Source organism: Cobetia amphilecti, assembly GCF_020217465.1.
Taxonomy (GTDB): Bacteria; Pseudomonadota; Gammaproteobacteria; order Pseudomonadales; family Halomonadaceae; genus Cobetia; species Cobetia amphilecti.
In genome coordinates, this window is sequence record NZ_CP084115.1 from 1,912,909 (window position 1) to 1,937,397 (window position 24,489).

At 62.4% G+C, this 24,489-nt stretch carries 20 protein-coding genes; 13 read left to right on the forward strand and 7 right to left on the reverse strand.

Annotation, left to right across the window (positions count from 1 at the left end; genetic code table 11):
• Positions 1 to 182: 182 nt before the first annotated feature.
• Both LCW13_RS08205 and gloB read right to left on the reverse strand, forming a co-directional pair.
• Entirely contained in the window at positions 183 to 1,589 is a 1,407-nt protein-coding gene (locus tag LCW13_RS08205; protein WP_225348027.1) for a LysM peptidoglycan-binding domain-containing protein, read from the reverse strand.
• A 208-nt stretch (positions 1,590 to 1,797) separates the two neighbouring features.
• Positions 1,798 to 2,586 (reverse strand): hydroxyacylglutathione hydrolase, encoded by a 789-nt coding sequence (gene gloB / locus LCW13_RS08210; RefSeq protein WP_225348028.1) that lies wholly within the window; start codon positions 2,584 to 2,586, stop codon positions 1,798 to 1,800.
• A 748-nt stretch (positions 2,587 to 3,334) separates the two neighbouring features.
• On the opposite strand from gloB, the gene LCW13_RS08215 reads away from it, so the two are divergent.
• From LCW13_RS08215 to nudC, 4 genes are all read left to right on the forward strand, one after another.
• Positions 3,335 to 4,201, forward strand: a complete 867-nt coding sequence (locus tag LCW13_RS08215) for a class I SAM-dependent methyltransferase (protein WP_225348029.1) — start codon at positions 3,335 to 3,337, stop codon at positions 4,199 to 4,201.
• A gap of 351 nt (positions 4,202 to 4,552) precedes the next feature.
• On the forward strand, positions 4,553 to 4,987 hold the full coding sequence (rnhA, locus tag LCW13_RS08220) for a ribonuclease HI (RefSeq protein ID WP_225348126.1): 435 nt from the start codon (positions 4,553 to 4,555) through the stop codon (positions 4,985 to 4,987).
• Positions 4,988 to 5,138: 151 nt separating this feature from the next.
• Entirely contained in the window at positions 5,139 to 5,930 is a 792-nt protein-coding gene (dnaQ, locus tag LCW13_RS08225) for a DNA polymerase III subunit epsilon (RefSeq protein ID WP_131431970.1), read from the forward strand.
• Positions 5,930 to 6,703, forward strand: coding sequence for an NAD(+) diphosphatase (nudC, locus tag LCW13_RS08230; protein WP_225348030.1), 774 nt, complete (start codon positions 5,930 to 5,932; stop codon positions 6,701 to 6,703). The genes dnaQ and nudC overlap by 1 nt, the downstream gene beginning before the upstream one ends.
• A 123-nt stretch (positions 6,704 to 6,826) precedes the next feature.
• Here nudC and LCW13_RS08235 read toward each other — a convergent pair whose 3' ends face one another.
• Positions 6,827 to 7,144 carry an SCP2 sterol-binding domain-containing protein gene (locus LCW13_RS08235; RefSeq protein ID WP_225348031.1) on the reverse strand — a complete coding sequence of 106 codons (318 nt, stop codon included), beginning with the start codon at positions 7,142 to 7,144 and terminating at the stop codon, positions 6,827 to 6,829.
• Positions 7,145 to 7,717: 573 nt separating this feature from the next.
• Between LCW13_RS08235 and sohB the strand changes: the two genes are divergently transcribed.
• A complete protein-coding gene (gene sohB, locus LCW13_RS08240; RefSeq protein ID WP_225348032.1) occupies positions 7,718 to 8,821 on the forward strand; it encodes a protease SohB in 1,104 nt (367 codons plus the stop codon).
• A gap of 167 nt (positions 8,822 to 8,988) precedes the next feature.
• Here the strand turns inward: sohB and LCW13_RS08245 are convergent, their stop codons facing one another.
• Entirely contained in the window at positions 8,989 to 9,303 is a 315-nt protein-coding gene (locus LCW13_RS08245; RefSeq protein ID WP_054556050.1) for an ArsR/SmtB family transcription factor, read from the reverse strand.
• A gap of 567 nt (positions 9,304 to 9,870) precedes the next feature.
• On the opposite strand from LCW13_RS08245, the gene LCW13_RS08250 reads away from it, so the two are divergent.
• Positions 9,871 to 11,841, forward strand: coding sequence for an acetate--CoA ligase (locus LCW13_RS08250; RefSeq protein ID WP_225348033.1), 1,971 nt, complete (start codon positions 9,871 to 9,873; stop codon positions 11,839 to 11,841).
• 129 nt (positions 11,842 to 11,970) lie between these two features.
• On the opposite strand, the gene LCW13_RS08255 is transcribed toward LCW13_RS08250, so the two are convergent.
• The gene (locus tag LCW13_RS08255) at positions 11,971 to 13,572 is read right to left on the reverse strand and encodes a Na+/H+ antiporter NhaC family protein (RefSeq protein WP_225348034.1); all 1,602 of its coding nucleotides are present in this window, start codon (positions 13,570 to 13,572) and stop codon (positions 11,971 to 11,973) included.
• A 507-nt stretch (positions 13,573 to 14,079) separates the two neighbouring features.
• Here LCW13_RS08255 and LCW13_RS08260 point away from each other — a divergent pair.
• From LCW13_RS08260 to LCW13_RS08270, 3 genes are all read left to right on the forward strand, one after another.
• Positions 14,080 to 15,531: an alanine/glycine:cation symporter family protein gene (locus LCW13_RS08260; protein WP_054556053.1), complete on the forward strand. Its 1,452-nt coding sequence runs from the start codon at positions 14,080 to 14,082 to the stop codon at positions 15,529 to 15,531.
• 365 nt (positions 15,532 to 15,896) lie between these two features.
• Complete coding sequence (locus LCW13_RS08265) at positions 15,897 to 16,562, forward strand: 7-cyano-7-deazaguanine/7-aminomethyl-7-deazaguanine transporter (protein WP_200019710.1); 666 nt, start codon at positions 15,897 to 15,899, stop codon at positions 16,560 to 16,562.
• Positions 16,563 to 16,665: 103 nt separating this feature from the next.
• The gene (locus tag LCW13_RS08270; RefSeq protein WP_318527684.1) at positions 16,666 to 17,736 is read left to right on the forward strand and encodes a ParA family protein; all 1,071 of its coding nucleotides are present in this window, start codon (positions 16,666 to 16,668) and stop codon (positions 17,734 to 17,736) included.
• 145 nt (positions 17,737 to 17,881) lie between these two features.
• Here the strand turns inward: LCW13_RS08270 and LCW13_RS08275 are convergent, their stop codons facing one another.
• A complete protein-coding gene (locus LCW13_RS08275) occupies positions 17,882 to 18,706 on the reverse strand; it encodes an inositol monophosphatase family protein (RefSeq protein ID WP_176676991.1) in 825 nt (274 codons plus the stop codon).
• A gap of 471 nt (positions 18,707 to 19,177) precedes the next feature.
• On the opposite strand from LCW13_RS08275, the gene LCW13_RS08280 reads away from it, so the two are divergent.
• Positions 19,178 to 20,461: a pyridoxal-phosphate-dependent aminotransferase family protein gene (locus LCW13_RS08280; RefSeq protein WP_225348035.1), complete on the forward strand. Its 1,284-nt coding sequence runs from the start codon at positions 19,178 to 19,180 to the stop codon at positions 20,459 to 20,461.
• Positions 20,458 to 21,795, forward strand: coding sequence for an allantoate amidohydrolase (locus LCW13_RS08285; protein WP_225348036.1), 1,338 nt, complete (start codon positions 20,458 to 20,460; stop codon positions 21,793 to 21,795). Before LCW13_RS08280 ends, LCW13_RS08285 begins: the two co-directional genes overlap by 4 nt.
• Positions 21,796 to 21,845: 50 nt before the next feature.
• On the opposite strand, the gene uraD is transcribed toward LCW13_RS08285, so the two are convergent.
• Positions 21,846 to 22,379: a 2-oxo-4-hydroxy-4-carboxy-5-ureidoimidazoline decarboxylase gene (gene uraD, locus LCW13_RS08290; protein ID WP_215824352.1), complete on the reverse strand. Its 534-nt coding sequence runs from the start codon at positions 22,377 to 22,379 to the stop codon at positions 21,846 to 21,848.
• Positions 22,380 to 22,791: 412 nt separating this feature from the next.
• Here uraD and uraH point away from each other — a divergent pair, with 412 nt between their 5' ends.
• Together uraH and LCW13_RS08300 are read left to right on the forward strand one after the other, a co-directional pair.
• On the forward strand, positions 22,792 to 23,145 hold the full coding sequence (gene uraH, locus LCW13_RS08295) for a hydroxyisourate hydrolase (RefSeq protein ID WP_225348037.1): 354 nt from the start codon (positions 22,792 to 22,794) through the stop codon (positions 23,143 to 23,145).
• A gap of 9 nt (positions 23,146 to 23,154) precedes the next feature.
• Entirely contained in the window at positions 23,155 to 24,402 is a 1,248-nt protein-coding gene (locus LCW13_RS08300) for a urate hydroxylase PuuD (protein WP_225348038.1), read from the forward strand.
• Positions 24,403 to 24,489: the final 87 nt, after the last annotated feature.

Sequence of the window (24,489 nt, forward strand, 5' to 3'; positions counted from 1 at the left end):
GTGCGCGCCACGCGCCGGGCTGCGGCCGGTCTCCTTGCATCGACCCCGCCAAGAGTAACGAAGTTCCCTGTCAGCGGCCATGCTGCGGCGTTTGAATCGCAAACGCCCCCACCATCGCAGATGGCAGGGGCGTTGAGGAATCGCCTATCAAGCGTCGTGCAACGACGCGTGAATCGACTGACTCAGTTGGCGCTGTAAAGGGTCAGCATCTGACCGGGGCGCAGGTAGTCCGCAGATGACAGCTTGTTCCAGCGCGCGAGCTGGCGTGTGCTGACATTGTGGCGTGCGGCGATCAATGACAGGGAATCGCCACTCTTCACGCGCACCTTCTTCTCGCCGTTGGCCGAGGCCAGCTGGGTGGCCACCGAGGCGCCGCGGTCCGGCACCATCAGTGCCTGGCCGATGCGGATGGTGTTGCCCGAGAGGCGGTTCTTCTGCTTCAGCTCGGAGAGCGTCAGGCCATTGCGGCGCGCGATGACGGACAGGGTGTCGCCGCGCTTGACGCGATAGCTGGCCCAGCTCTGGCGCGCTTTTTCAGGCAGCGTGGCCAGCTGGCTGAGGAAGGTATCGCGGGCGGTGGCGGGAATCACCAGCGAGCTGTCACCGGGCGTGGTGGCCCAGCGCTTGTAGGCCGGGTTCAGGGCGCGCAGCTCGTCTTCACTGATGCCGGCCAGCTTGGCGGCGGTGGACAGGTCTAGTTGCCCGCCCGTCTCGACGGCCGCGATTTCCGGCCTGTCGTCAATCTTCGGCAGCGAGAGCCCATATTCCTCAGGGTCGCGAATCACCGCGGCCAGTGCCAGAAGCTTCGGCACGTATTCCATGGTCTCGTTGGGCAGCTTGATGTTCCAGTAATCCTCATCGCCACCGGCGCGGCGGCGTGCACGATTCACGGTGCCGGCACCGGCATTGTAGGCGGCCAGCGCCAGCTCCCAGTCGCCGTCATACCAGCGCTCGCCCTGGGTCTCCAGGTAATCCAGCGCGGCATCCGTGGACAGCAACACGTCCTTGCGACCGTCATACCAGCGGTTGCGTGTCAGCCCCATGGCGTCACCGGTGCGCGGCATGAACTGCCACATGCCGGTCGCACCGCCCGGATGCGCGGCATCCGGATCGTAGGCGCTCTCGATGAAGGGCAGCAGTGCCAGCTCTGCCGGCAGGCCGCGTGCTTCGGTGCGCAGTGTCACGTAGCGAATCCAGGGGCGGGCCTGTTCCGCGATACGCTCCACGTGGTGGGGGTGCTCCTGATACCAGCTGATCCATTTGCGCACGCGTGGACGACCGGTGTCCTGCTGCAGCTGATAGCCGGCGCGCAGGCGCTCCCAGACGTCGTCGTAGTGCGCGGGAATGGCGTCGACGGCCTCCATGAAGTTCAGCGGGGCGCGCTGATATTCACTGGTGGGCGAGACCCCGGACACCATCGCTGAATTGGCGCTGGCGGTCAGCGGCATCAGGCACAGGGTGGCACCCAGAGAGGCGAGGCGAATCAGGTGACGCAGTCGAGCCGGACGGAAGGGGGCCTGGGTCGGAGTGACACGACACGGCGTGTCGGCGGCCATCTGGCCGTCGGTACGGAGGTCTTGCTGATGCATTGACGAAATACTCTCTGGCGAGCCGCGGCTGGATGGGTCAGCAGCGGCTCTGCTGGCCGGTCATGCCGGCACGAATCAGTGACTGCGGGGGCTGATCGAGATCAGGAATGTTCTCGACCCGCTGTCACGCGAAATGCCATTCACGCCGCGCTCCAACCGCTCACCTGAGTGGCGTCAGAACGGGGGCAATGGCACGCGGGCAGCAGGGCTAGAAGTTGTCCTTCCACTGACGCAGTGCCGTGAAGGCCGCCAGTGGAGAATCTTCCTGACCCGAGGGTGCCGAGAGGCGTCCTTCCTGCTCGAGGTGGCGTTGCAGCGCGACCTCATCACTGCGCAGGAACGGATTGATCTGCTTTTCTCGGCCGATGAGGGTGGGCAGCGTGGGGCGGCCCAGTGAACGCAGCTGTTCACATTCTGCGTTGAGGGTGTCCCGCGCCGGGTTGTTCGGCTCGGCGGCACTGGCGAAGGCCAGATTGGCCAGCGTGTATTCGTGTGCCGGGAAGACGAGCGTCTCTTCCGGCAGGGCGGCCAGGCGCGACAAGGAGTGATGCATCTGCTCCGGCGTGCCCTCAAACAGGCGACCGCAACCGCCACTGAACAGGGTGTCGCCGCAGAACAGCAGTCCCGGCATGCCGGAGCTGACAAAGGCGATGTGATCCAGCGTATGGCCCGGCACTTCCATCACCTCGAAGAGGCGGCCCTGCAGGCGGAAGCTGTCGCCATCGCCGACACGCTCGTCGATACCGTGGATGGCCGTATTGTGCGGGCCAACCACGCGAGGCTGATAGCGTTCGATCAGCTCCGGCAGGCCGCCGGTGTGATCCTGGTGGTGATGGGTGATGAGGATGGTGTCGAGGGTCAGGCCTCTGGACTCCAGGGTCTCCATCACCGGGCGTGCATCACCGGGGTCGACGACCGCCACGCGGGGATTGTCGTCGCTCTGTATCAACCAGATGTAGTTGTCCTGAAAGGCCGCTATGGGCGTTACGCTCATCATGGTGGTCAGGTGCTCTTGATGTCTTGCAGTCGTCGATCGAGGCAATGACAGGCCAGTGACGCGAAAAGGGGCTTCATACGTCCTCGCCGAGGAATCGGCCAGGCTGAAGCAGATGAACATGGCATGTCATCGTCGCCTGCAATGCTGATGGGCAGGCGGTTCCATCGACTCCTTACTGAGAGTTAGTTGTCGAAAGCAGCATAAGGTAATGCTCAGAGACGGCTCAGGACGGTCGTGCTCCTGGCCGCTCCCCTGGCCGCGTATGTGGGCGGGAGGGGCAATCCGTGTGCTCTATCATCGACAACGCATATTTATGGGTCATTCGCTGGATGTTGGGCAACACCCTGCTTCACTCTATCCTGAGTGTCGGGCCGGGCGTGTCGAGACGCTCGATGCCCGCAGTCCTGTTCAAGACTCGCTTGTCGGCATTTCGTTCCCGGTCAGACTCGCCGTGTGCGATCAGGCGCCGAGTGGCTGACGCAGAGCCCATCAAGAAGAGTCCCGCTGGAAAAGTCACGACTGGCCGCCGGTGCCAAAGTCCATGAGCGCCATCAATCGCAAGGACAATAGCCAGCACGATGATGCCCAGTGGATTGATTCGTGGCGGGAATCTGAATTTTCCGGATAACAAGCCTGACGAGCCAGCAGGTAAGTGTCAAACCTCTTATGGTGTGAGAATGTAGACAAGTGTCAAAGCCTGTCTATGCCGTGGGGAGTGTCTCCCCGCCTGAAGCCCGGGAGATGCAAGATGTGGAAAGGCCCCTTTGGTGTGAATGACTCCGGTGCGGACAAGGCCAGCGCGTCCCTGACCGCCGAGGAGCGCCAGCGCCAGCATGCGCGCCAATTGAGTGCCCATGTGCGCGCCATGCGTGCCTTTTTCGAGGGCCCGGATGGGCAGGACATCCTGACGGCGGAGCGCGAGATGCTGGCGCCGCTGTTCGAGCGCTGCTTCGGTTTTCACAGCCTGAACCTGGGTCCGGGGGGCAATGACCTCCTGTCACTCTCCGCCATCCGCCATGCCATCCAATGGAGTCCCGAGGCGGCGCTTGCCGAGTCGCCTTCCACCTTGATCTGCCCGCTGACGCAGCTGGCTTTGCCGGACGAGAGCATGGATCTGGTGATGCTTCACCATCTGCTGGAGGTCGCGCCGGAGCCGCACCGACTGCTGCGTGAGGCGGCCCGCGTCCTGCGCTCCAGTGGCTGTCTGGTCATCGTCGCCTGGCAGCCTTTGTCCGGTGAGGGGCTGCTGCGTCTGGACCCGCGTCGTCGCCACATCACTCCCTGGGAGGGAAGCTGGCGGACGCCTGCGGCCCTGCGCGATTGGTTGGCCTTCGTGGATTTCGAGATCGAGCGTATCGACTATGCCGGCTTCCATCTGCCGGGGTTACGCCTGCGACACGGTTGGCTTGAACGCATGGGGCGCCGCTACAACTTGCCGCTAGGAAGCCTGATGTTGATACGGGCGCGGCGCAATGTCGGGTACGTGCAACCCTTGAATGCCAAGCGACCGCGTGTCGCCATCCCCGGTGTCTCCATCGGCCAGGCCACGCGGGTGCATTCCCGGGAGGGGCATGTGAAGCGTGAGTCGCGCAGAGATCTGTCCGAGCGTGGCTAGCTCGGCGGCTCGCTGCAGGGCTCCCTTTTCTTCAAGGCTTCAGTCTGGCGGAAGCTGTAAAAAAACACAGGGACTTTGGCCATGCTGGATGCGAGTGGGTAGAATGACGCTCATTGTGGCGAGGCCTGCTGTTGCCGCGGGGGCTCCCGGAGAGTGATTGTCAGGGGGCGGTTTCCAAGCCCCGCCTCTGCGAGCCAGGCTTGCCCCTGTCGTGACAGCCAGCGCCGTCGCACTTGCCCGTCTTCGTTTCCTTTGTCGAGAGTGCCGTTTGTGAGCCAGAGTGCATCCACGCCCGAATCCCAGAATCCCTCCGCTGCTGCGACGTCCGAATCCAAGGCGGCGCCGACTCGCGTGGTCATCCACACCGATGGTGCCTGTCGTGGCAACCCGGGTCCGGGTGGCTGGGGCGCGATTCTGGTCAGTGGCAAGCATCGCAAGGAACTCAATGGCAGCGAGGCCCAGACGACCAACAATCGGATGGAGATGATGGCGGCGGTTGAGGCGCTCTCGGCGCTCACCAAGCGCTGTCAGGTGGTGCTGTGGACCGACTCCGAATACGTCAAGAACGGCATCACCAAGTGGGTGCATGGCTGGGTCAAGCGCGGTTGGAAGACGGCAGCCAAGCAGCCGGTCAAGAATGAAGATCTGTGGAAGGCACTGCTGGCCCAGAGTGAGCGTCATGATATCGAGTGGCGCTGGGTCAAGGGTCATAGCGGCGATGAGGGCAACGAGCGCGCCGATGCGCTGGCCAACGAGGCCATCGACGAGATGCAGCGCCGCCGCTGATTGCCTCGGCTGGCAGGTACACCGAGCGTGGTGGCCAGCCGTGTTTGAGCACGGACATGCAGGATCCGATATTGAGGCACCCTGATGCGCGGCCCGAAGCTTGAGGCGGATGCCGGTCAGGGAGCTGTCACTGTTTACCAAGAGGTCTGAGATGCGTCAGATTATTCTCGATACTGAAACGACAGGTATCGATCCGAAGGAAGGCCATCGCCTGATCGAGATCGGCGCGGTGGAGATGATCAACCGCCGCCTGACCGGACGCACCTACCATCAGTACGTCAATCCTGAGCGCTTGATCGATGCAGAGGCGATCGGGGTCCACGGCATCACCGATGAGCGAGTCGCCAACGAGCCGGTCTTCGCCGAGATCGCCGATGCCTTCTGGGACTTCATCAAGGGTGCCCAACTGGTCATCCACAATGCGCCCTTCGATGTGGGCTTCATCGATCACGAATTCGGGCTGATAAATCCCGGGCGTGCCAACCCGTTGGGCCCGGTCGCCGATCACTGCGCCATTCTCGATACCCTGAAGCTGGCCCGAGAAAAGCACCCCGGACAGCGCAACAACCTGGATGCGCTGTGCAAGCGCTACGATATCGACAACGGGCATCGCGTGCTGCACGGCGCCTTGCTGGATGCCGAGATTCTCGGCGACGTCTATCTGGCGATGACCGGTGGCCAGACGGCGCTGGGCCTGGACGTGATAGAGGAAGGCGATGGCGAGGAGGGCGGTATCGTCGGGGTTCGTCGCCTGCGTGCCGATCGCCCACGCCTGGTCACGCCCGGGCTTTCCGCGCTGGAACTTGAGCGTCACTCGGCTTGGTGTGAAGAGATTCGCGGCAAGGCGGATGAGTGCCTGTTCGATCGCCTCTCGATCGATGCACTGGGCAGTCTTGATAGTGCCAGTCTGGACAGCCGAGGCAACCGCGGAGACGACGCCTGATGTTGATTCGTGATCTCTCGCGTGTGACCCAGCGCCATGGTTATCTGATTCGCGTGGGGCGTGATGGCGTGGCGCCTGCGCCGGATGGCGGCATCATCCAGCCCATCGCGGACTGGCCCAGCGGCGCCGTGGCCCTCGGGGAATGGCAGGGCGCGCCGATTGCGGTGTTCGGTGAGAATGGCAGTGCCGATTGGCCCGGCGCGCGTCAGTGGCTGCATACGCTGCCACGTGATCAGTTTCCGCTGCTTTCCAGTGCGTTGCAGGTGCTCAAATGGCTGCGCGACCATCGATTCTGTGGCCGTTGTGGCAAGCGCATGAAGCGTCTGGAGCATGAATTCGCCATGCACTGCACCGGCTGTCAGCATCGCAGCTATCCGCGTATCTCGCCGTGCATCATCACGCTGATCACCCGTGGCCGCGAGATGTTGCTGGCGCGCAGTCCGCGCTTCGGGCCGGGCATGTATTCGACCCTGGCGGGCTTCATCGAAGCCGGTGAAAGTGCCGAGGAAGCCGTGCGGCGTGAGGTGCACGAGGAAGTCGGTGTTGAAGTCGGGCGAGTCAGTTATTTCCAGAGTCAGTCGTGGCCGTTCCCGCACTCGTTCATGCTGGGCTACTACGCGGAATATGCCGGTGGCGACATCACCATCGATGGTGTCGAGATCGAGGATGCCCAGTGGTTCACACCGGAAGACTTGCCGGGGCTGCCCCCGAAGTTCTCGATCTCGCATGCCTTGATCGACAACTTCCTGCGCTCGGTCGCGACGGGCCGCTGATATTGCGGGCTCTCCCCAAAGAAAACGCCCCGACCATTGGCCGGGGCGTTTTCTTTGGCTGGTGCATCAAGCGAACCTTTCCATCGGGCTTGTTCGCAACGATGCACCTGCTCAAGCAGACGCTTACTTGTTCGGGAACAGAGACGTCAGCTTGGTGGCCAGCATGATGTTGCCGGTGGCTTTCAGGCGGCCTGTCATGAAGGCCTGCATGCCGTCGACTTCGCCCTTCATCACGCCCTTGAGGGTGTCGCTGTCGGTGCTCAGGGTCACGGACGGGTCATCGTGCTCACCTTCGCCGACGTCCAGAGTGCCGTCCTTGACGACCATGTAGTAGTCATCGCTGTCGGTGATGTTGAATTGAAAGACCTCATCCATGCCCTTGGCGGCTTCGGGGTTGAAACGGCTCTTGAGCATGTCGATGATGGCGTTGGCGTCGGCCATGGTGATATTCCTTGTCAGTGCTAGCGGTGGAGAAAGGCCAATGATCACGGGGAAAGATGACGTACATGGCGAGGAGTGGGGTGTCGTTCATCACCTTGCTCACCATGAAGTGATCACGCTGCTGACCTTCAAGACTGACATCAGACTATTTCAAACGAGCGTTCCAATCAAGTCGTGTGATCGATCTGGCGTGTTCCGCGCTTCAGCGCTCAGCTCTGAACCCTTTAGAGATAGCGTGCAGAGATAATGTGCAGAAGTAACGTACAGGGATAACGTACAGATCGCGTCCAGGTCACCTGGAGAACCCGCACAGGCGGTGCGCCAGTCCCATGACAATACGAGCAGTGTGAAATCTGCCCAGGTGCCTGCCAGCCTTGCAGGCGGGCAAGCTTGCCCCCATATCGAGTACCATCCCGCACCGGCCCTTTAGCCGGTGATTTCGTTATGGGGTCCTGGTCGTGTGGCAGATGTCTTGACCTTCTGCCTGACAGCCATGCACTCGAGAGCGAGCGTTCGTCGCTCACGTGCAGGCGAGAGATCAGACACCTTCTTCAATGTTTCAGGAGCAAGTGCATGCAATGGATTTCACAGTACGGCCTCTTTCTGGCCCAGGCGATCACCGTAGTGGTCGCGATCGCGGCCATCGTGCTCATCATTGCACGTGCACGACAGGGGGAAGCGGGGGAGCGCCAGGCCAAGCTGAAGATTCGCCCCTGGCATGAGCGCATCAAGGGCTATCAACGCGAATTGAGCCACGCCGGACTGGAAGAGGCCGAGTACGCCGCCAAGGAGAAGGCGCGGGCCAAGAAGCACAAGCAGGAAGCCAAGGCGCTCAAGAAATCGCTCAAGGCCAAGGCGAAAGCCAACAAGGGCGGCAATGCGGACAAGGACGATACGCCGGCCAGTTCGCGTGGGCGTCGGGTCTTCGTGCTCGACTTCGTCGGCGACATCAAGGCCAGCGGTGTGGAAAGCCTGGCGGAGCAGATCACGGCACTGGAAGGCGTGCTGGGTGAGCAGGATGAGGTCGTGCTGCGACTGGAGTCCGGTGGTGGTCTGGTGCATGCCTATGGCCTGGCCGCGGCACAGCTGGACCGTCTGCGTGCCAGTGGCGCGCGCCTGACGATCACGGTCGACAAGGTCGCGGCCAGTGGCGGCTACATGATGGCCTGTGCGGCGGACCACGTGGTGGCAGCGCCCTTTGCGGTCATCGGCTCGATCGGTGTCGTGGCTCAGGTGCCCAATGTGCACCGTCTGCTCAAGAAGCATGATGTGGATGTCGAGATTCTGACGGCGGGGCGTTACAAGCGCACCTTGACCATGCTCGGCGAGAACAGTGAAGAAGGGCGTGAGAAGTTCCTGTCGGACCTGGCGCGCACCCATGAACTGTTCAAGCAGCATGTCGGCAGCCGTCGCCCGCAACTGGACGTCGAGGCAGTGTCCCAGGGCGATATCTGGTATGGCAGTGAAGCCATCGATATCGGTCTGATCGACGAGGTCGGTACCAGTCAGGCGTTGCTGGCACGCTATCTGAAGGAAGAGGTCAAGATCTTCGAGGTGAGTCTCGAGAAGCCGCGCCGCGTGATGGACCGTTTCGGCAAGGGCGTGACATCGAGTCTGGATCGTGTGCTGGATCGCGTGCTGGAGCGCAATGCGGAGTCGCGCTGGCATCAGCAATAAGCGACAGATTGCCGTCGCGGGCGAAGAGAAGAGGCTTGGAAGGCCATTCCGTGGCCTGCCCGATCTTGTTGGAGTCGGCGAGTGATACAGATGTCTAGCGGGTCACGATCAGCGTGACTCAGCGACATTCCCCTCAAAGGGCGTCAGTCACCGGCTGGCGCCCTTTTTCAGTTATAGAGGTCCTGCAGGGCACGAATGACACCTGCGGCGTTGGGGCCTTGCAGCGAATAGTAGATGGTCTGCGAAGCGCGGCGCGTACGCACCATGCCTTCACGACGCAGAATCGCCAGATGCTGCGACAGCGCGGACTGCGACAGTTCCAGGCGCGAGTTGAGCTCGCTCACCGACATTTCGCTGTCGCTGAGCAGGCACAGGATGCGCAGACGATTCTCGTTGCCCATCGCCTTGAGCAGGGCAGTGGCTTCTTCGATGACGCGGTCACCGGCCTGGTGCAGGGTGATGGCATCGCTGGACACTGGCATGGGGTTATTCCTTGCAGCTGTAGAAAGTGTTGCGTTCATGCGGTCTCTCCCGGTCGGTCTATCTTGGTGCATCCCGAGGGACGCAATGGGCCATTGGCATGTTGTTATGACCTAACCTTGTTTTAGTGAATGATCAATAACTCCGCGTGCTACGTCCAAGACAATCTTAAACGATAAATCATCGACTTTGTCGTTCTCAGGCTTTGACTTTTTGTCGCATCTGCTGTGAGACCGCGTTCAAGCGTATGTTTTATTGCGTGAATGACGCCTTTCACGCTGTCAGCTCGTCTGCGACCAAGGATTGAGTATAAGACCATCAGACGCTGAAAACGGTGAGCCGAGCAGGTTTGAAGGGCGATTTTTGGCCTAAGGTTTCAACGTAACTATCGGTTCAGGCATCTCTGTCCTGCCTGTCCTTCCTCCATCGTCGTCTGTCGCATCGCCGTTGGCGAGCGACATCAATGACGACATGAAAAGAGGTCCGGTCAACGGGCCCCGGAGACAAGGCCTTGCGTCAGGACTGGCAAGAGATGCCCACAAAGCCATTCGTGGATCACGAGGTACGCCATGCCCGACGCCAATCACTCCTGTGCACGCGAGCGTTATCTAGCTCTGACGGCGAGAGCCAACGAGACGCCAGAAGACTTCTGGGCTGAGCAGGCGCAACGCATCGCCTGGTTTCGCCCGCCGCAGACCATTCTGGCCTGGGATGAGCAGCAGCATGCGCGCTGGTTCATCGATGGCGAGATGAACATCTGCCATGCCGCGCTGGATCATCACGTCGCCAATGGGCGCGCGGATCAGGTCGCGTTGTACTGGGATTCGCCGGTCACCCAGAGCAAGCGGCAGTACACGTTTCGTGAGCTGCGTGATGAGGTGGCCCTGCTGGCGGGCGCGCTGCGCAATCTCGGGGTGGAAAAGGGCGACCGTGTCGTGCTCTACATGCCGATGGTCGCCGAGGCCATGATGGCGATGCTGGCCTGTGCACGCCTCGGGGCGGTGCATTCAGTGGTCTTCGGCGGCTTTTCTCCCAAGGAGCTGGCGGTACGTATCGATGACGCCGCGCCCAAGGTGATCATGGCGGCGTCCTGCGGGGTGGAAGTCGATCGCATCATTCCCTACAAGCCCTGGCTGGATGAAGCCATCGAGCTTGCCGAGCATACACCGCAAGCCTGTCTGATCCTGCAGCGTGAACAGCAGCGGGCGACACTCGGGCCGCGTGATCATGACTGGCATGAATGTCTGGCCAGCGCCCAGGCCACCGAAGCGGTCAGCATGCTGGGCAGCGAACCTCTCTATGTCCTCTATACCTCCGGCACCACCGGCAAGCCCAAGGGAGTGGTGCGTGATCACGCCGGCTACGCCGTGGCGCTGCATTATTCAATGGAGCTTCTCTATGCGACCCGCCCCGGGGATACCTTCATGGCGGCCTCGGACATCGGCTGGGTCGTCGGCCACTCCTATATCGTCTATGGCCCGCTGCTGATGGGGGCCAGTACCGTCATGTATGAAGGCAAGCCGGTCAAGACCCCGGATGCCGGAGCCTTCTGGCGCTTGATCGAGGAATACCGCATCAACTGCTTCTTCACTGCGCCGACGGCGTTTCGCGCCATGAAGAAGGAAGACCCGGAAGCCAGTCATATGGCCAATTACGACCTTTCCAGCCTGCGCAGTCTGTTCCTGGCAGGAGAACGACTGGACCCGCCGACCTATCACTGGCTCGCCGATCTCCTGCCGGTGCCGGTCGTCGACCACTGGTGGCAGACCGAAACCGGCTGGCCCATCGCCGGCAACCTGCTGGGCCTCGACATGTTCACCGAAGGCAGCCGCGAGGTGAAGGCGCCGGTCGAGGCACGCGCCGGTAGCGCCACCTGGCCGTTGCCGGGCTTCAATGTACAGATTCTCGATGGCATGGGGGATGAAGTACCCACGGGAGAGCAGGGCAATGTCGTGTTGCGTCAGCCGTTGCCGCCGGGCTGCCTGACCGGACTCTATCAGGACCCCGGACGCTTCCATGCTGCCTATCTTGCCGCCTACCCCGGCTATTACCTGTCCGGTGATGGCGGCTACTTCGATGAGCAGGGCTATCTGTTCGTGATGGGGCGCATTGACGATGTCATCAACGTGGCGGGGCATCGTCTGTCGACGGGTGAGATGGAGCAGGTGCTCGGTGCACACGCCGCGATCGCGGAATGCGCGGTGATCGGCATCGAGGATTCGCTCAAGGGCGAGATGCCGTTGGGACTGGTGATTCTCAAGGATGGCTGGCAGGGGGATGAAGCCAGCCTGTGCGCCGAGCTTGCCCAGCGGATACGCCAGGAAATCGGGGCCTTTGCCTCGCTCAAGGAGGTGCTGGTCGTCGAGCGCCTGCCCAAGACGCGCTCCGGCAAGATACTGCGCAAGATGATCCGTCAGATCGCCGCGGGCGAGCAATACCAGGTGCCCTCGACGATAGATGACCCCTCAAGCCTGGAGGATGTGCGTGAGGCGCTGAGCGAGGCCGGCGTCGGTCAGGCGAGTGAGGCACGCAGCGCATGAACCGAAGCGCATGAACCGATGCAGTGCTGTCGCGGACGCATGACGCGGCTCGCGCTGCTCCAATAATGAAAAAGCCCCCGCCATGAGACATGGCGGGGGCTTCTTTTCAGCAAGGCAGCATTTATTGCATCAGGTGCGTGCCACGACCGGATTGGCCATCTCGCGGCGTGCAAGCCAGGCAATGCTGATGACCAGCAGACCCGCCAGGCTCAACCAGCCGAACAGGGTACTGTCGGTCAGGCCCATCACCAGGTAGGCGATCAGCGAGATCGCGGCACCCAGCAGGGCGTAGGGCAGCTGGGTCATCACGTGATCGATGTGATGGCAGCTGGCACCCGTCGAGGACAGGATGGTGGTGTCGGAAATTGGCGAGCAGTGATCCCCGAACACGGAGCCGGCCAGCACCGCGCCCATCATCGGCAACATCATGGCGAGCTCGGTGGCGGCCGCCATGTCACCGGCGATGGGCAGCATGATGCCGAAGGTGCCCCAGCTGGTGCCGGTGGCAAAGGCCATCAGGCCGGAGAGCACGAACAGCAGCATCGGCAGCCAGGTCGGAGACACGACGCCCTCGACCAGCGTGGCCAGGTACTGGCCGGTTCCCAGAGAGCCGATGATGCCGGTCAGCAACCAGGCGAAGACGAGGATATAGACGGCCGGCAGCATGGAGCTGGCGCCCTGGGCAATGGCGCTCAGGCTGCGACCAGCGCCCATGCGATGACGCAGCAGCATCACTACCGCGGCCAGCAGGCCGATGGCGCCGCCGATGATCAGTGACTTGGCGACATCCGTCAGCTCGAAGGCGCGAATCAGACCGAAGGCCTCGCCCTCGGCGGCCAGTGCGCTGGCGCCGGTCTGCACGATCATGAAGAAGGTCGAGATGACCAGCACGATGATCGGGATCAGCAGGTCCATGGGGCGGCCACGCTCGGACTCTTCCACGTGGGTGTTGCCCGGCGGATTGCCGCGCTTGGCATCGAAAAGCTCACCGTCGCGCGCCGCGATGGCATGACGGCGCATGGCACCGAAGTTGATGTCGAACCAGGCCGAGGCGATCACCAGCACCAGCGCCGCAATCGCGTAGTAGTTGAGGGCGGAGAGCTCAAGGAAGGCACCGAACGGGCTGACATCCGTGATGTGGTGGGTCGCCAGGATACCGGCGATCAGGCTGATGATGTAGGCACCCCAGCTGGAGATCGGCGTCAGCACGCAGACGGGCGCGGCGGTGGAGTCGATCAGATAGGCCAGGCGCGCACGCGACAGCCCCTGACGATCGGTCAGCGGACGACAGATGTTGCCCACGGCCAGGCTATTGAAATAGTCATCGATGAAGATGAATACCCCCAGCAGCACGGTCATCAGCTGCGAGCCACGGCGGGTCGTGACTCGTGCCCGCGCCCAGTTGCCGAAGGCACGGGTGCCGCCTGCCAGCGTGATCACGCCGACCATGGCACCCAGTGCCAGCAGGAACAGCAGGATATAGACGTTCCAGCTGTTGAGGCTGGCCTCGGCAAGCTGACCGCTGTCCGGCATCTCGATGAAGACGGCAACCAGCTGCTGCCAGAGATAGTGCAGCGTGACGAGCGGCGAGAAATCATTCAGCAGCAGGGCGCCTGACACGATACCCAGCCCGAGGGAGAGCATGACACGACGTGTCAGTATTGCGAGACCGATGGCTATGATCGGGGCGAGCAGCGAAAGCGGGGACGCCGCGTAGCTGGTCAGTTCCATGTATCACCTGTAATCAAAGGCAGGCGCCGGGACAAAGCGCGCTACCGGGTGCCGTTATGGCGGTTATGGTGCGTGGGTGTCAGGGAGTTGCACCGCCTGATCGCAGCGCACACTCGCGGGATCGCCGTTGCGCAACGGCAACCGATGAGTCGCGAGCCTGCGCCCGACAAGTCCTGGGCCGCCACTGGCAGGCGGCGACTTCCGGAAGGGGGCGCATTATGCCCGAGCCAAACAAGACGTGAAACATTACCGTGTTCACCTAAAGTCTAGGCCGCAGTGAAAAACACCGCCATTGCGCTATTTTTCCCCTAGAATTCGGGCGTAGAAGTCCGCTTTACAGTGGGCTCTTCTTGCTTATCCCCGTGGGATATGAAGAATGGCGCTCACCAAAGCATGTCGAGCAACCCCATCGTAGTGGTTGCTCGCTGTCAGTCGCAGGAAAGTCATGGGCTTTCCGTTGCCCTGGCAGCGTCGACAAGACCAAAAACCCGCCAAAGCGAGACCGACATGTCGGAAACAACGTCCATCATTCCAGCGCCGATTCTGGCGTTGATCGATGCAGGCAATGGCCTGCTGTGGGGCAGTGTATTGATTTACCTGCTCATCGGAGCGGGTCTCTTCTTCACGGTCATGACCAAGGGTATCCAGTTCCGCTATTTCGGACACATGTGGAAGCTGCTGGCCACGTCTCGTCAGGGCAGCGAAGGCGGCATCTCTTCCTTCCAGGCACTGGCGACCTCTCTGGCGGCGCGCGTCGGTACCGGTAACCTCGCCGGTGTCGCCGTGGCGATTTCCCTGGGTGGCCCGGGCGCCATCTTCTGGATGTGGATGACGGCGCTGGTCGGCATGTCCACCAGCTTCATCGAGTCCACCCTGGCGCAGGCCTACAAGGTCTCCCACGATGACAACACCTTCCGTGGTGGACCGGCCTATTACATCGAGAAGGGCCTCGGTCAGCGCTGGATGGCGATCCTGTTCTCCGTGTGCCTGATCATCGCCTTCGGCCTGGCCTTCAACTCCGTGCAGTCCAACTCCATCGCACTGGCCATGGAGCAGGCCTTCAGCGTGCCGCCGTGGATCATGGGCGTGGTGCTGGTCGTGGTCATGGTGCCGATCATCTTCGGCGGCATGAAGCGCATCACGCGTACCGCCGAGCTGATCGTGCCGATCATGGCGCTGCTCTATCTGCTGCTGGCCATCTTCGTCGTGGCCATCAACATCACCGAGCTGCCGGCGGCGCTGGGCACCATCTTCCGCAGTGCCTTCGGCCTTGAGCAGGCCGCAGGTGGCGCGCTGGGTTACACCATCGCCCAGGCGATGATGAACGGCATCAAGCGGGGTCTGTTCTCCAACGAAGCGGGTATGGGTTCCGCCCCGAACGCCGCCGCGATGGCGACCACCAAGCACCCGGCGTCCCAGGGCTTCGTCCAGATGCTGGGCGTGTTCATCGACACCCTGGTCATCTGCACCGCGACCGCGGCCATCATCATCATGAGCGGCACCCTGGGCAACGATGGCGGCAATGACGGCATCCAGATCACCCAGGCAGCGCTGTCCTCACAGGTCGGTAGCTGGGGTGGCGGCTTCGTGGCCATCGCCATTCTGCTGTTCGCCTTCACCTCACTGGTGGCGAACTACTCCTATGGCGAGTCCAACATCGAGTACATCGCCGGCAAGAAGAACGCCAAGGCCGTCATCATGGTCTACCGCTTCGCCGTGCTCGGCATGGTCATGCTCGGTGCTGTCGCCAGCCTGAAGAACATCTGGAACTTCGCTGATCTGTCGATGGGCGCGATGGCCTTGATCAACCTGATCGCCATCCTGCTGCTGTCGCCGTTGGCCTTCCGTATCTTCAAGGATTACGACCGTCAGCATAAGGCCGGCAAGGAGCCGACCTTTGATCCGGAGCAGTTCCCGGAGCTCAAGGGCAAGGTCGATGCCAGCATCTGGAAGAAGTGACTCTGACACTCGCTTTCATTGCATGGATTTCATTGCATCGCTGTCTTTGCAACATAAGGGGCGCCGGGGGAGACTGACGGCCTGACCATCTGGCCAGATTTTCCTCGCAGGTACCTGTCAATGGCCGCGCATCGTGATACGATGCGCGGCCATTTTGCGTTCTGGCAACGTGCAAGCCTTGCGGCGGTTGTCAGTGAAGCATGTCGGCTGACGCATGCCTGCAACGCTCAATCGCTGCGACAAGGCGTCAAGGCCGATGTCAGGCCATGGCAGCTGATGTCAGCATCGACGACGCAAACCTCAACACGCTCGTGACAGGGTTCCCTCACCCCTGGACGACGGCTTTGATCCAAAAAGGACCTGCAATGTTACTCCTCTCGTCTGCCCAGACGCAGCGCGCACTCGTCGCCCTGGCCCTGTTTCACATCCTCATCATCACCGCCAGCAATTACCTGGTGCAGTTGCCGATGACCCTGTTTGGCTTCCATACCACCTGGGGTGCCTTCAGTTTCCCGTTCATCTTCCTGGCAACGGATCTGACCGTGCGTCTGTTCGGCAAGTATCAGGCGCGGCGCATCATTGCGCTGGTCATGCTGCCGGCGCTGTTGGTCAGCTACATGGTGTCGGTGATGTTTCAGGCGGGCAGCTTTGCCGGGGTAGAGGCACTGGCTGACTTCAACCTGTTCGTGGCCCGTATCGCGCTGGCAAGCTTCATTGCCTACGTGATCGGTCAGTTGCTCGACATTCAGGTGTTTGATCGTCTGCGTCGCAATGCCCACTGGTGGATCGCGCCGTTGGCGTCGACATTGTTCGGCAATCTCGCTGACACCTTTGCCTTCTTCTCGGTGGCGTTCCGCAATGGGCCCGATGCTTTCATGGCGGCTCACTGGGTCGAGATCGCCTGGGTGGATTACGCGATCAAGCTGGCCATCTCGATATTGCTGTTCCTGCCGATGTACGGATTGTTGCTCAATCGCCTCACGAACCAGTTGCTCAAGCGCGGCCTGGTCGATGAGCGAGAGCCTGTCTGACATAAAACTGTCATATCATTTTCTCCCGTTTCGCCGTTGTCAGTCAGGGATATGGCGCCGGATTGTGCTAACGTTGCACAAACTGGAATGACGGGAGGGAGCCATGAAAATCGCTGCGGTGTACAGCATCAAAGGGGGCGTGGGCAAGACTGCTTCTGCCATCAATCTGGCGCATTGTGCCGCCAACAGTGGCCTGCGTGTGTTGCTGTGGGATCTTGATCCGCAGGCCGCTGCGACCTTCTATGTGCGCACCAAGCCCAAGCTGAAGGGCGGGGTCGAGAAACTGATCAGCGGCAAGCAGGACATGTCCCGCGTGATCCGTTCCACGGATTATCAGAACCTGGATGTCTTGCCGGCGGAATTCTCCTACCGCAATCTCGACCATATACTCGAGGAAGAGAAGCGCACCCGACTGCGCAAGGTCCTCAAGCCGGTACGCGATGACTACGACCTCGTCATCCTCGATTGTCCGCCGAGCATTTCCAGTCTTTCCGAGCAGGTCTTCGCCTCTGCCGATACCCTGCTGGTGCCGATCATTCCCACGGTTCTGTCGCTGCGTACCCTGGAGCAATTGAACGCCTATCTGGCCGAGATCGATCTCGATGTGCCCGTCTGGCCGTTCTTCACTCTGGTGGATCGCCGCAAGACATTGCACAAGGATGTGATGGAATCGCTCAAGCAGGATTATCCGCTGCAGCTCAGTGGCTTTATCCCGTATTCCAGCGTGGTCGAGCGCATGGGGATCGAGCGCAAGCCCATCGGGACTTTCTCGCGCAACAGCTCACCGGCGGTCAGCTATCGCAGCCTGTGGCAGGAAATCGGCCAACGGCTGAGCCTGCTCAAGGAGCCGACGGTGGCGTCAGCGCCAGCCGCCGCCAAGGCCGCTGAGGCTGAATCAACCGTCACCGCGCCTCAAGGTGCTGCTACCGGCAAGGCCAGCGCCAAAGGGGAAGCGACCAGCAAGCCAGCCGCCAAGCCTGCCAGCAAGGAAGCATCAAGCAAGCCAGCGGCCAAGCCTGCCGGCAAGGCAGCTTCAAGCAAGAAAGCGCCCAGCACTGACAAGAAGCCGGCGAGCAAGGATTCTGCCAGCAAAGATGCCAGCAAAGACAGCAGCAAGTCTGCCAGCAAGTCGGCCGCCAAGGGCAAGAAGAAGGGCGGTAACCTGGGCGATTGAGGCCGAGTGTCAGCCAGCCAGAAACACAGAGCCCCGCCAATTGGCGGGGCTCTTGCGTATTGCAGCGGCAGTCTGTCATTAAAGTCAGGTCATGAAAGTCATGTCATCACAACCGCGTCACCACAGTCTTTGACGAAGCACTTCCCTACAGCCCCGGCAGCCCTGAACTGGCATCGGCCTCTTCCAGCAGGCGCTTGAGCGGGGCATGCAAGGCCGGTGAGGCCACCACGATATTCTCGCCATAAAGCTCATCGGGAATGCCGTCCGGGCAGCGATACAGGTGCCCCGTGCGCGCACCGGCTTCACGCGCGATCAGAAGGCCCGCCGCAAAGTCCCAGGGGGAAACGCTTTCGTAATAGGCATCCAGACGTCCGCACGCCACATCACAGAGATCCAGCGCGGCACTGCCGTTGCGGCGCACATCCTGACAGACCAGCAGCATGGCCGAGAGGCGCTTGAGCAGCGGCGGCCGGCTGTCACGGTTGTAGGGGAAGCCGGTCGCGACCAGTGCGCGGCTCATCTCATCGGTCTCGCTGACCGAGATGCTCTCGCCGTTGAGCCAGGCCCCCTTGCCGCGGATGGCGGTGAAGGTCTCGCCGAGGAAGGGCGCATGCACGACCCCCATCTGGATCTTGCCGCGCTCGCACCAGGCGATGGACACGGCGACATGGCGCAGGCCATGGGCAAAATTGACGGTACCGTCGATGGGGTCGATCACCCACAGGCCGCCCTTGGTACCGATCACGTCACGCTCGGGCGACAGTTCTTCGGTAAGGCGCGCATCCTCGGGAAATTCGGCTTCGAGCGCTTCCGCCAGGAAGGTATCGATCGCCACGTCGATGTCGGTGACCAGCTCATCGCCTTTCTTGTAATGGTGCGCGAAACCCTGTTCCTCGCGCGCTTGCACCATGCGTTCACCAGCCTGTCTGGCCAGTTGTGTTGCTCGTTCCAGGCGTTGTTCCAGCGTCATGTGGCTCTCCGGCAGCGATGATCAGGTCGGATGAGGCAACCCTCACTCATCCGATGCCTCCTTGTATAACAGACTCATGTGGCGAGTTCAGCCTCGGGCAGTGAGCGCCGGCGCATGAAAGAGGTAATGAAAGCGTCGATTCAGCTCATTCATGCCCCGTCATGGTGCCTGGCAGGCAAGGCATGCACTGTCAGAGCGACACCGGCCAGTGTGGCTAGCAAGTTTATAGCGTTATCTTGCAGCCATGCCGTCTTTTGCCGGGCTGCCTTTCTGTCACTCGGTTATCAGAGAGCCTTTTGCCCCTCGATGCCAACGCCATGACAGGGCGGTGGCGCCCGTCGAACACACCAGCAATTCAACATTTGTTTCATTTCTTAAATTCTGGCGCACTTGTTGCAGTAGTCTGGTCATGAGGCTCGGCGAGTTGGCGAGTCTTCCCGCATTCCATGCCCTGCTGCACGAGGAGCGACCGTGAGCCCGACCTTTGACCAGATTCATCCTCCCCAGCGCCTGCTGATGGGCCCCGGTCCGATCAATGCGGACCCGCGTGTATTGCGAGCGCTTTCCGCTCCCTTGATCGGCCAGTACGACCCGGCGATGACGCACTACATGAACGAGACGATGCAGCTCTATCGCGGCGTCTTCGAGACCACCAATGATGCCACCCTGTTGATCGATGGCACCTCGCGTGCCGGTATCGAGGCGGTGCTGGTCTCGCTGATCCAGCCGGGGGAGCGTGTGCTGGTGCCGATCTTCGGCCGTTTCGGTCATCTGCTGCGCGAGATCGCCGAGCGCTGCGGTGCCGAGGTGCATACGCTGGAATGCGAGTGGGGCCAGGTGTTCCGCCCGGAGCAGATCGAAGCCGCCATTCGCGAGGTCAAGCCCAGCGTGCTGGCACTGGTGCAGGGTGATACCTCGACCACCATGTGCCAGCCGCTGGAAGACATCGGCGCCATCTGTCGCCGCGAAGGCGTGCTGTTCTACAGCGATGCCACGGCGTCATTGGCGGGCAATCCGCTCAAGACCGATGAGTGGGGGCTGGACGCCGTCACCGCCGGCTTGCAGAAGTGTCTGGCGGGGCCGTCAGGCAGCTCGCCGTTGACGCTGTCGCCGCGTGCGGTGGAGGTGGTGCATGCCCGGCGTCATGTCGAGGCGGGCATCAGCAGCGGCAGTGATCGTCTGGCCGAGCCGGGCGCGCGCATCCGCTCCAACTATTTCGATCTCTCCATGGTGCTCGATTACTGGGGAGAGCTGCGTCTCAACCACCACACCGAAGCCACCAGCATGCTGTATGGCGCACGCGAGTGTGCGCGCCTGCTGGTCAATGAGGGCATGGACAACGCCATCGCGCGCCACGCGCTGCATGGTCAGGCGATGGTCGAAGGCTTGAAGGGGCTGGGACTTGCGCTGTTCGGCGACCAGACCCACCGCATGAACAACGTCAGCGCGGTGATGATTCCCGACGGTCTGGATGGCGATGGCCTGCGCCGCAGCATGCTGGAGGACTTCGGCATCGAGATCGGCACCAGCTTCGGCCCGCTGCACGGCAAGGTCTGGCGTCTCGGCGTGATGGGCTACAACGCGCGTCGCGATACCGTGCTGACCACCCTGGCGGCGCTGGAGCAGACTCTGCGCCGGGGTGGCGTCAAGACAGTGGCCGGCGGTGGCGTCGGTGCCGCGCTGGACTTCTATCAGGAGCATCAGGGTCAGGCGGCCAATGGCCGTGCCAACCCCAGCACGGGAGGCCAGTCATGAGCGATGCCGGATCCATACCCTCGGACGCCATCGCGCCGCTGGAAACGGCCGCCGATGTGCTGGCCGCCTGCGACACCCTGGGGGCGATCTCACGCAGCGACAGCGGGATCGACCGCCGCTATCTGACGCCGGAACACGCCGCCGCCAACGCCACCACGGCTGGCTGGCTCAAGGCTGCCGGTCTGCGCAGCTGGCAGGATGGCGCCGGCAATCTCTGGGGCCGCTGGTGTCCACCCGCTCTCACCGCTGCCGCTGACAGCGAAGCCGGCGTGCCGCGACTGGTGATCGGCTCGCATCTGGACAGCGTGCCGGACGCCGGCCGTTATGACGGCATTCTTGGTGTCCTGCTCGGGGTGGCTGCCTTGACGCACTTCAGGCAGCGCGCCGATGCCGGCGAGCAGAGCTTGCCCTTCGCGCTGGAAGTCGTCGGTTTCGGCGATGAAGAGGGCACCCGCTTCGGTGCGACCCTGCTCGGCAGCCATGCCATCGCCGGACGCTGGCAGTCGGACTGGGAGCGGGTAGAGGATGAGGACGGCATCCCGCTTGGCGACGCGCTCGAACGCTTCGGGCTTTCCGGGCAGACGGCCGCCAGGGCTAGCCTGCAGGCGAATCCGCCGCTGGGCTATCTGGAAGTGCACATCGAGCAGGGCCCGGTGCTGGAAGCCGAGAAGCTGGCGCTGGGCACCGTGACCGGTATCGCCGGTGCGCGACGCTTCGCGGTCAACTTCGTCGGCCAGGCGGGACATGCCGGCACCACGCCGATGGCGCTGCGTCAGGATGCGCTGTGTGCGGCGGCAGAGTGGACACTGGCGGTGGAATCGCTGGCGCGTGATGTCCAGGCGGGCAAGCGCGCTGACATGGCGGACCACTCGCTGGTCGCGACCGTGGGCTGTTGCGAGCTGCGTCCCGGGGCGGTGAATGTCATCCCCGGGGGTGCGGCACTGAGTCTGGATATCCGCGCGCTGGACGATGCGCAGCGGGATCGTGCGCTGGATGAACTCTTGAATGAGGCACATCGAATCGCAGCGCGACGGGGCCTCACCTTCCACTGCGAGCAGACGCATGCGGCCGATGCCGTGGCCTGTGACGAGGGTTTGATGCAGGCCGTCGATGCCGGTATCGCCGCCACTGGTCAGGTGCCATTCCGGCTGCCGAGTGGTGCCGGGCATGACGCCATGGCGGTCAGTCATCTGTGTCCGGTGGGCATGCTGTTCCTGCGCTGTGAGCGCGGTATCAGCCACCACCCGCTGGAGGCGGTGACCGAAGACGATGTCGCCAAGGCCCTGGCGGCACTGATCGCCAGTATCGAGGCCGTGGCCGCCAGGTACGTGTAGGACAGCACGCGTAAGACAGCACCCATTGGCGGCCGCAGGGGCGTTGGTCGCTAACTGGCCTCGAGCAGCCCCGGCAGGCGCACTGCGGCGATCGCATTTATCTGGGCCAGAGCCTCCTGGTACTCCGCCTCGGTGGATTGCGGCAGACGGCGCTCCAGTTCCTCGAGAATGCTGCTGGCGCTGTGGCCCTTGACGCAGATGATGAACGGGATGCCGTGGCGCGCCTGGTAGTCGGCATTGGCCGTCAGGAAACGTTCACGGGTGGCGTCATCGAGCTGATCAAGCCCTGCGCCACGCTGCTCGCCCTGCGAGGCGGGCGTCAGGGTCTCCAGCTTGCCGGCAGCCAGCTCAGGATGGGCCAGAATCAATTGGTGGCGCTCGACATCACTGGCCTGGCGTACCGCATTGGCACACGCCGTCAGCAGGACTTCCATGCTCGCGAACGGACGCTCTGCCGCGGCGCGTTCCACCACCCAGTCCGAGTGCTCATAGAGACCACTCAAGCGTCGTGCCAGCGCCTCGGGTGGCAGGGCGTTGAGCGTGTCCAGCATCACCAGATAGTGCATCGGGGTCTCGATTGGCATGCGCCTTGCTCCAGAGAGGGGGTTAGGTTTGAAAAGCTCACGGAATCATCAGCTTGCAAGGCGCATGCCGTCGCTGGCAACGCGTCTGACCAACGCTGTGTCACACGCTGCATCGCCATGCCAGCGTTGGACGACAAGGCTGTATCGCCACCGGCTTGCCTGACGGCGCCTACCGGCGTCTGTCATGGGGCGATACGGCCTGCACCTTGACCGATCGGTCAGAATGCAGCAATGCACTCATCGGGTGCAATACCACCAACCGCTGACGGCAGGCCAGAGCAGGACAAGCCAGAAAACCGAAACACTGTCTTCATTCGTACAGCTTGCATTGCTACGGGGTCGATACGTACAGGCCCTCGCCGTACAGAGCCCAGCCGTTCCCGCCACATTCACACAAGAACAGGAAATCGCCATGCCCAGACTGACGACGCATGTGCTCAATCAGGCCGAAGGCATCGCTGCCAGCGGTGTGCATATCACCCTGGAGCGCCAGGATGCGCAGGGTCACTTTCACGAGTTAGCGCAGGTCACGACCAATGCCGATGGGCGTCTCGATGCGCCGCTGCTTGAGGAAACCGACGCTTCCGCTAATCTCTCCGGCGTCTATCGTCTGACGTTTCAGGTCGGGGATTACTTTGCCAGTCGCGCGGTGGGCAAGGGCATGCTCGGCCGCGTACCGGTCGAATTCACCCTCGAGGCCAGTGGCCATTATCACATTCCGCTGCTGGTCACTCCGTGGGCCTACAGTGTCTACCGCGGCAGCTAAGGAGCCGGCATGAGCGCATATCTTCTCGATTGGGCGATGCTGCTGACCCGCTGGCTGCATGTCATGGCGGGGATCGCCTGGATCGGCGCATCGTTCTTCTTCATCTGGCTCGACAATCGGCGAAAGCCGGCCACTCATGCGGTAGATGGCCGCCCCGGCGGCGAGCTGTGGGCGGTGCATGGTGGTGGTCTCTATCATCTGTTTCGACACGATGGGGTCAGTGAAACGCTGCCCAGCGAGATCCACTGGTTCAAGTGGGAGGCCTATGTCACCTGGTTGTCCGGGATGGGGCTTTTCACGCTGATCTACCTGCTGCAGCCTCACGCCTACCTGATCGACCCGCGCGTGTTCGAGATGAGCGGCACCCTGGCCGTGTGCAGCGCTCTGGGCGTGCTCGTCGGCGGCTGGCTGGGCTACGAGGCGCTGTGTCGCAGCCCCTTCAAACGCCATGCCGGGGCGCTGTTCGTCGCCGTCGGTGTGTGGCTGACGCTGGCGGCGTGGGTCGCGACCGAACTGTTCTCGGGGCGTGCCGCCTTCCTGCTGATGGGCGCGCTGATGGGCAGCATCATGGCGGGCAACGTCTTCAATGTGATCATCCCGGGTCAGAAGGCCCTGCTGGCTGCTGCGCAGCGTGGGGAAACGCCGGACCCGATCCACGGCCAGCGCGCAAAGCAGCGCTCGGTGCACAACACCTTCATCACGCTGCCTGCGGTGCTGATGATGATCAGCAACCACTACCCGCTGCTGTATGCCAATGACTATCGCCTGGGCGTCATTCTGCTGTTGCTGGTGACGGGCGGTCTGATCCGTATCGCCACGGTGGATCACCACAAGGGCGTCAAGCGCCTGTGGGTGCCCGCGGGGGCAGTGTTGGCGCTGATCGGCGTGATCCTGCTCTGCGCGCCGCGCTCACAGACGGCGCCCGCGACTGTCGAGACAAGCGCGCCTTCAGCGTCCATTGCGGCCAGCAGCGCCGCTGACAATGAGGCCCCGGGGGAGAATCAGGCATTGCGAGACAAGGTCAGTCATATCGTCGAGCAACGCTGCGCCGGCTGTCACAGTGATACGCCGAACTTGATCGGCTTGACGGCTCCGGCAGCCGGCGTGGCCTTCAACGGCTGGGATGATATCCAGCGTCAGGCCATGCGTATCCATCAGCGCACGGTGGTCGACAAGAGCATGCCGCTGGCCAACATGACCCAGATGACCGATGCCGAACGCCAGCTGCTGGATGACTGGTGGCAGGCGACACGCTGAGGGGCGATGGCTGAGAGAGTCATGAATGAGAGCGTACTGACCAGCGGCGCTCCAAGGGCGCCGCTGGTCTGAGCCCAGTCGTCAGAA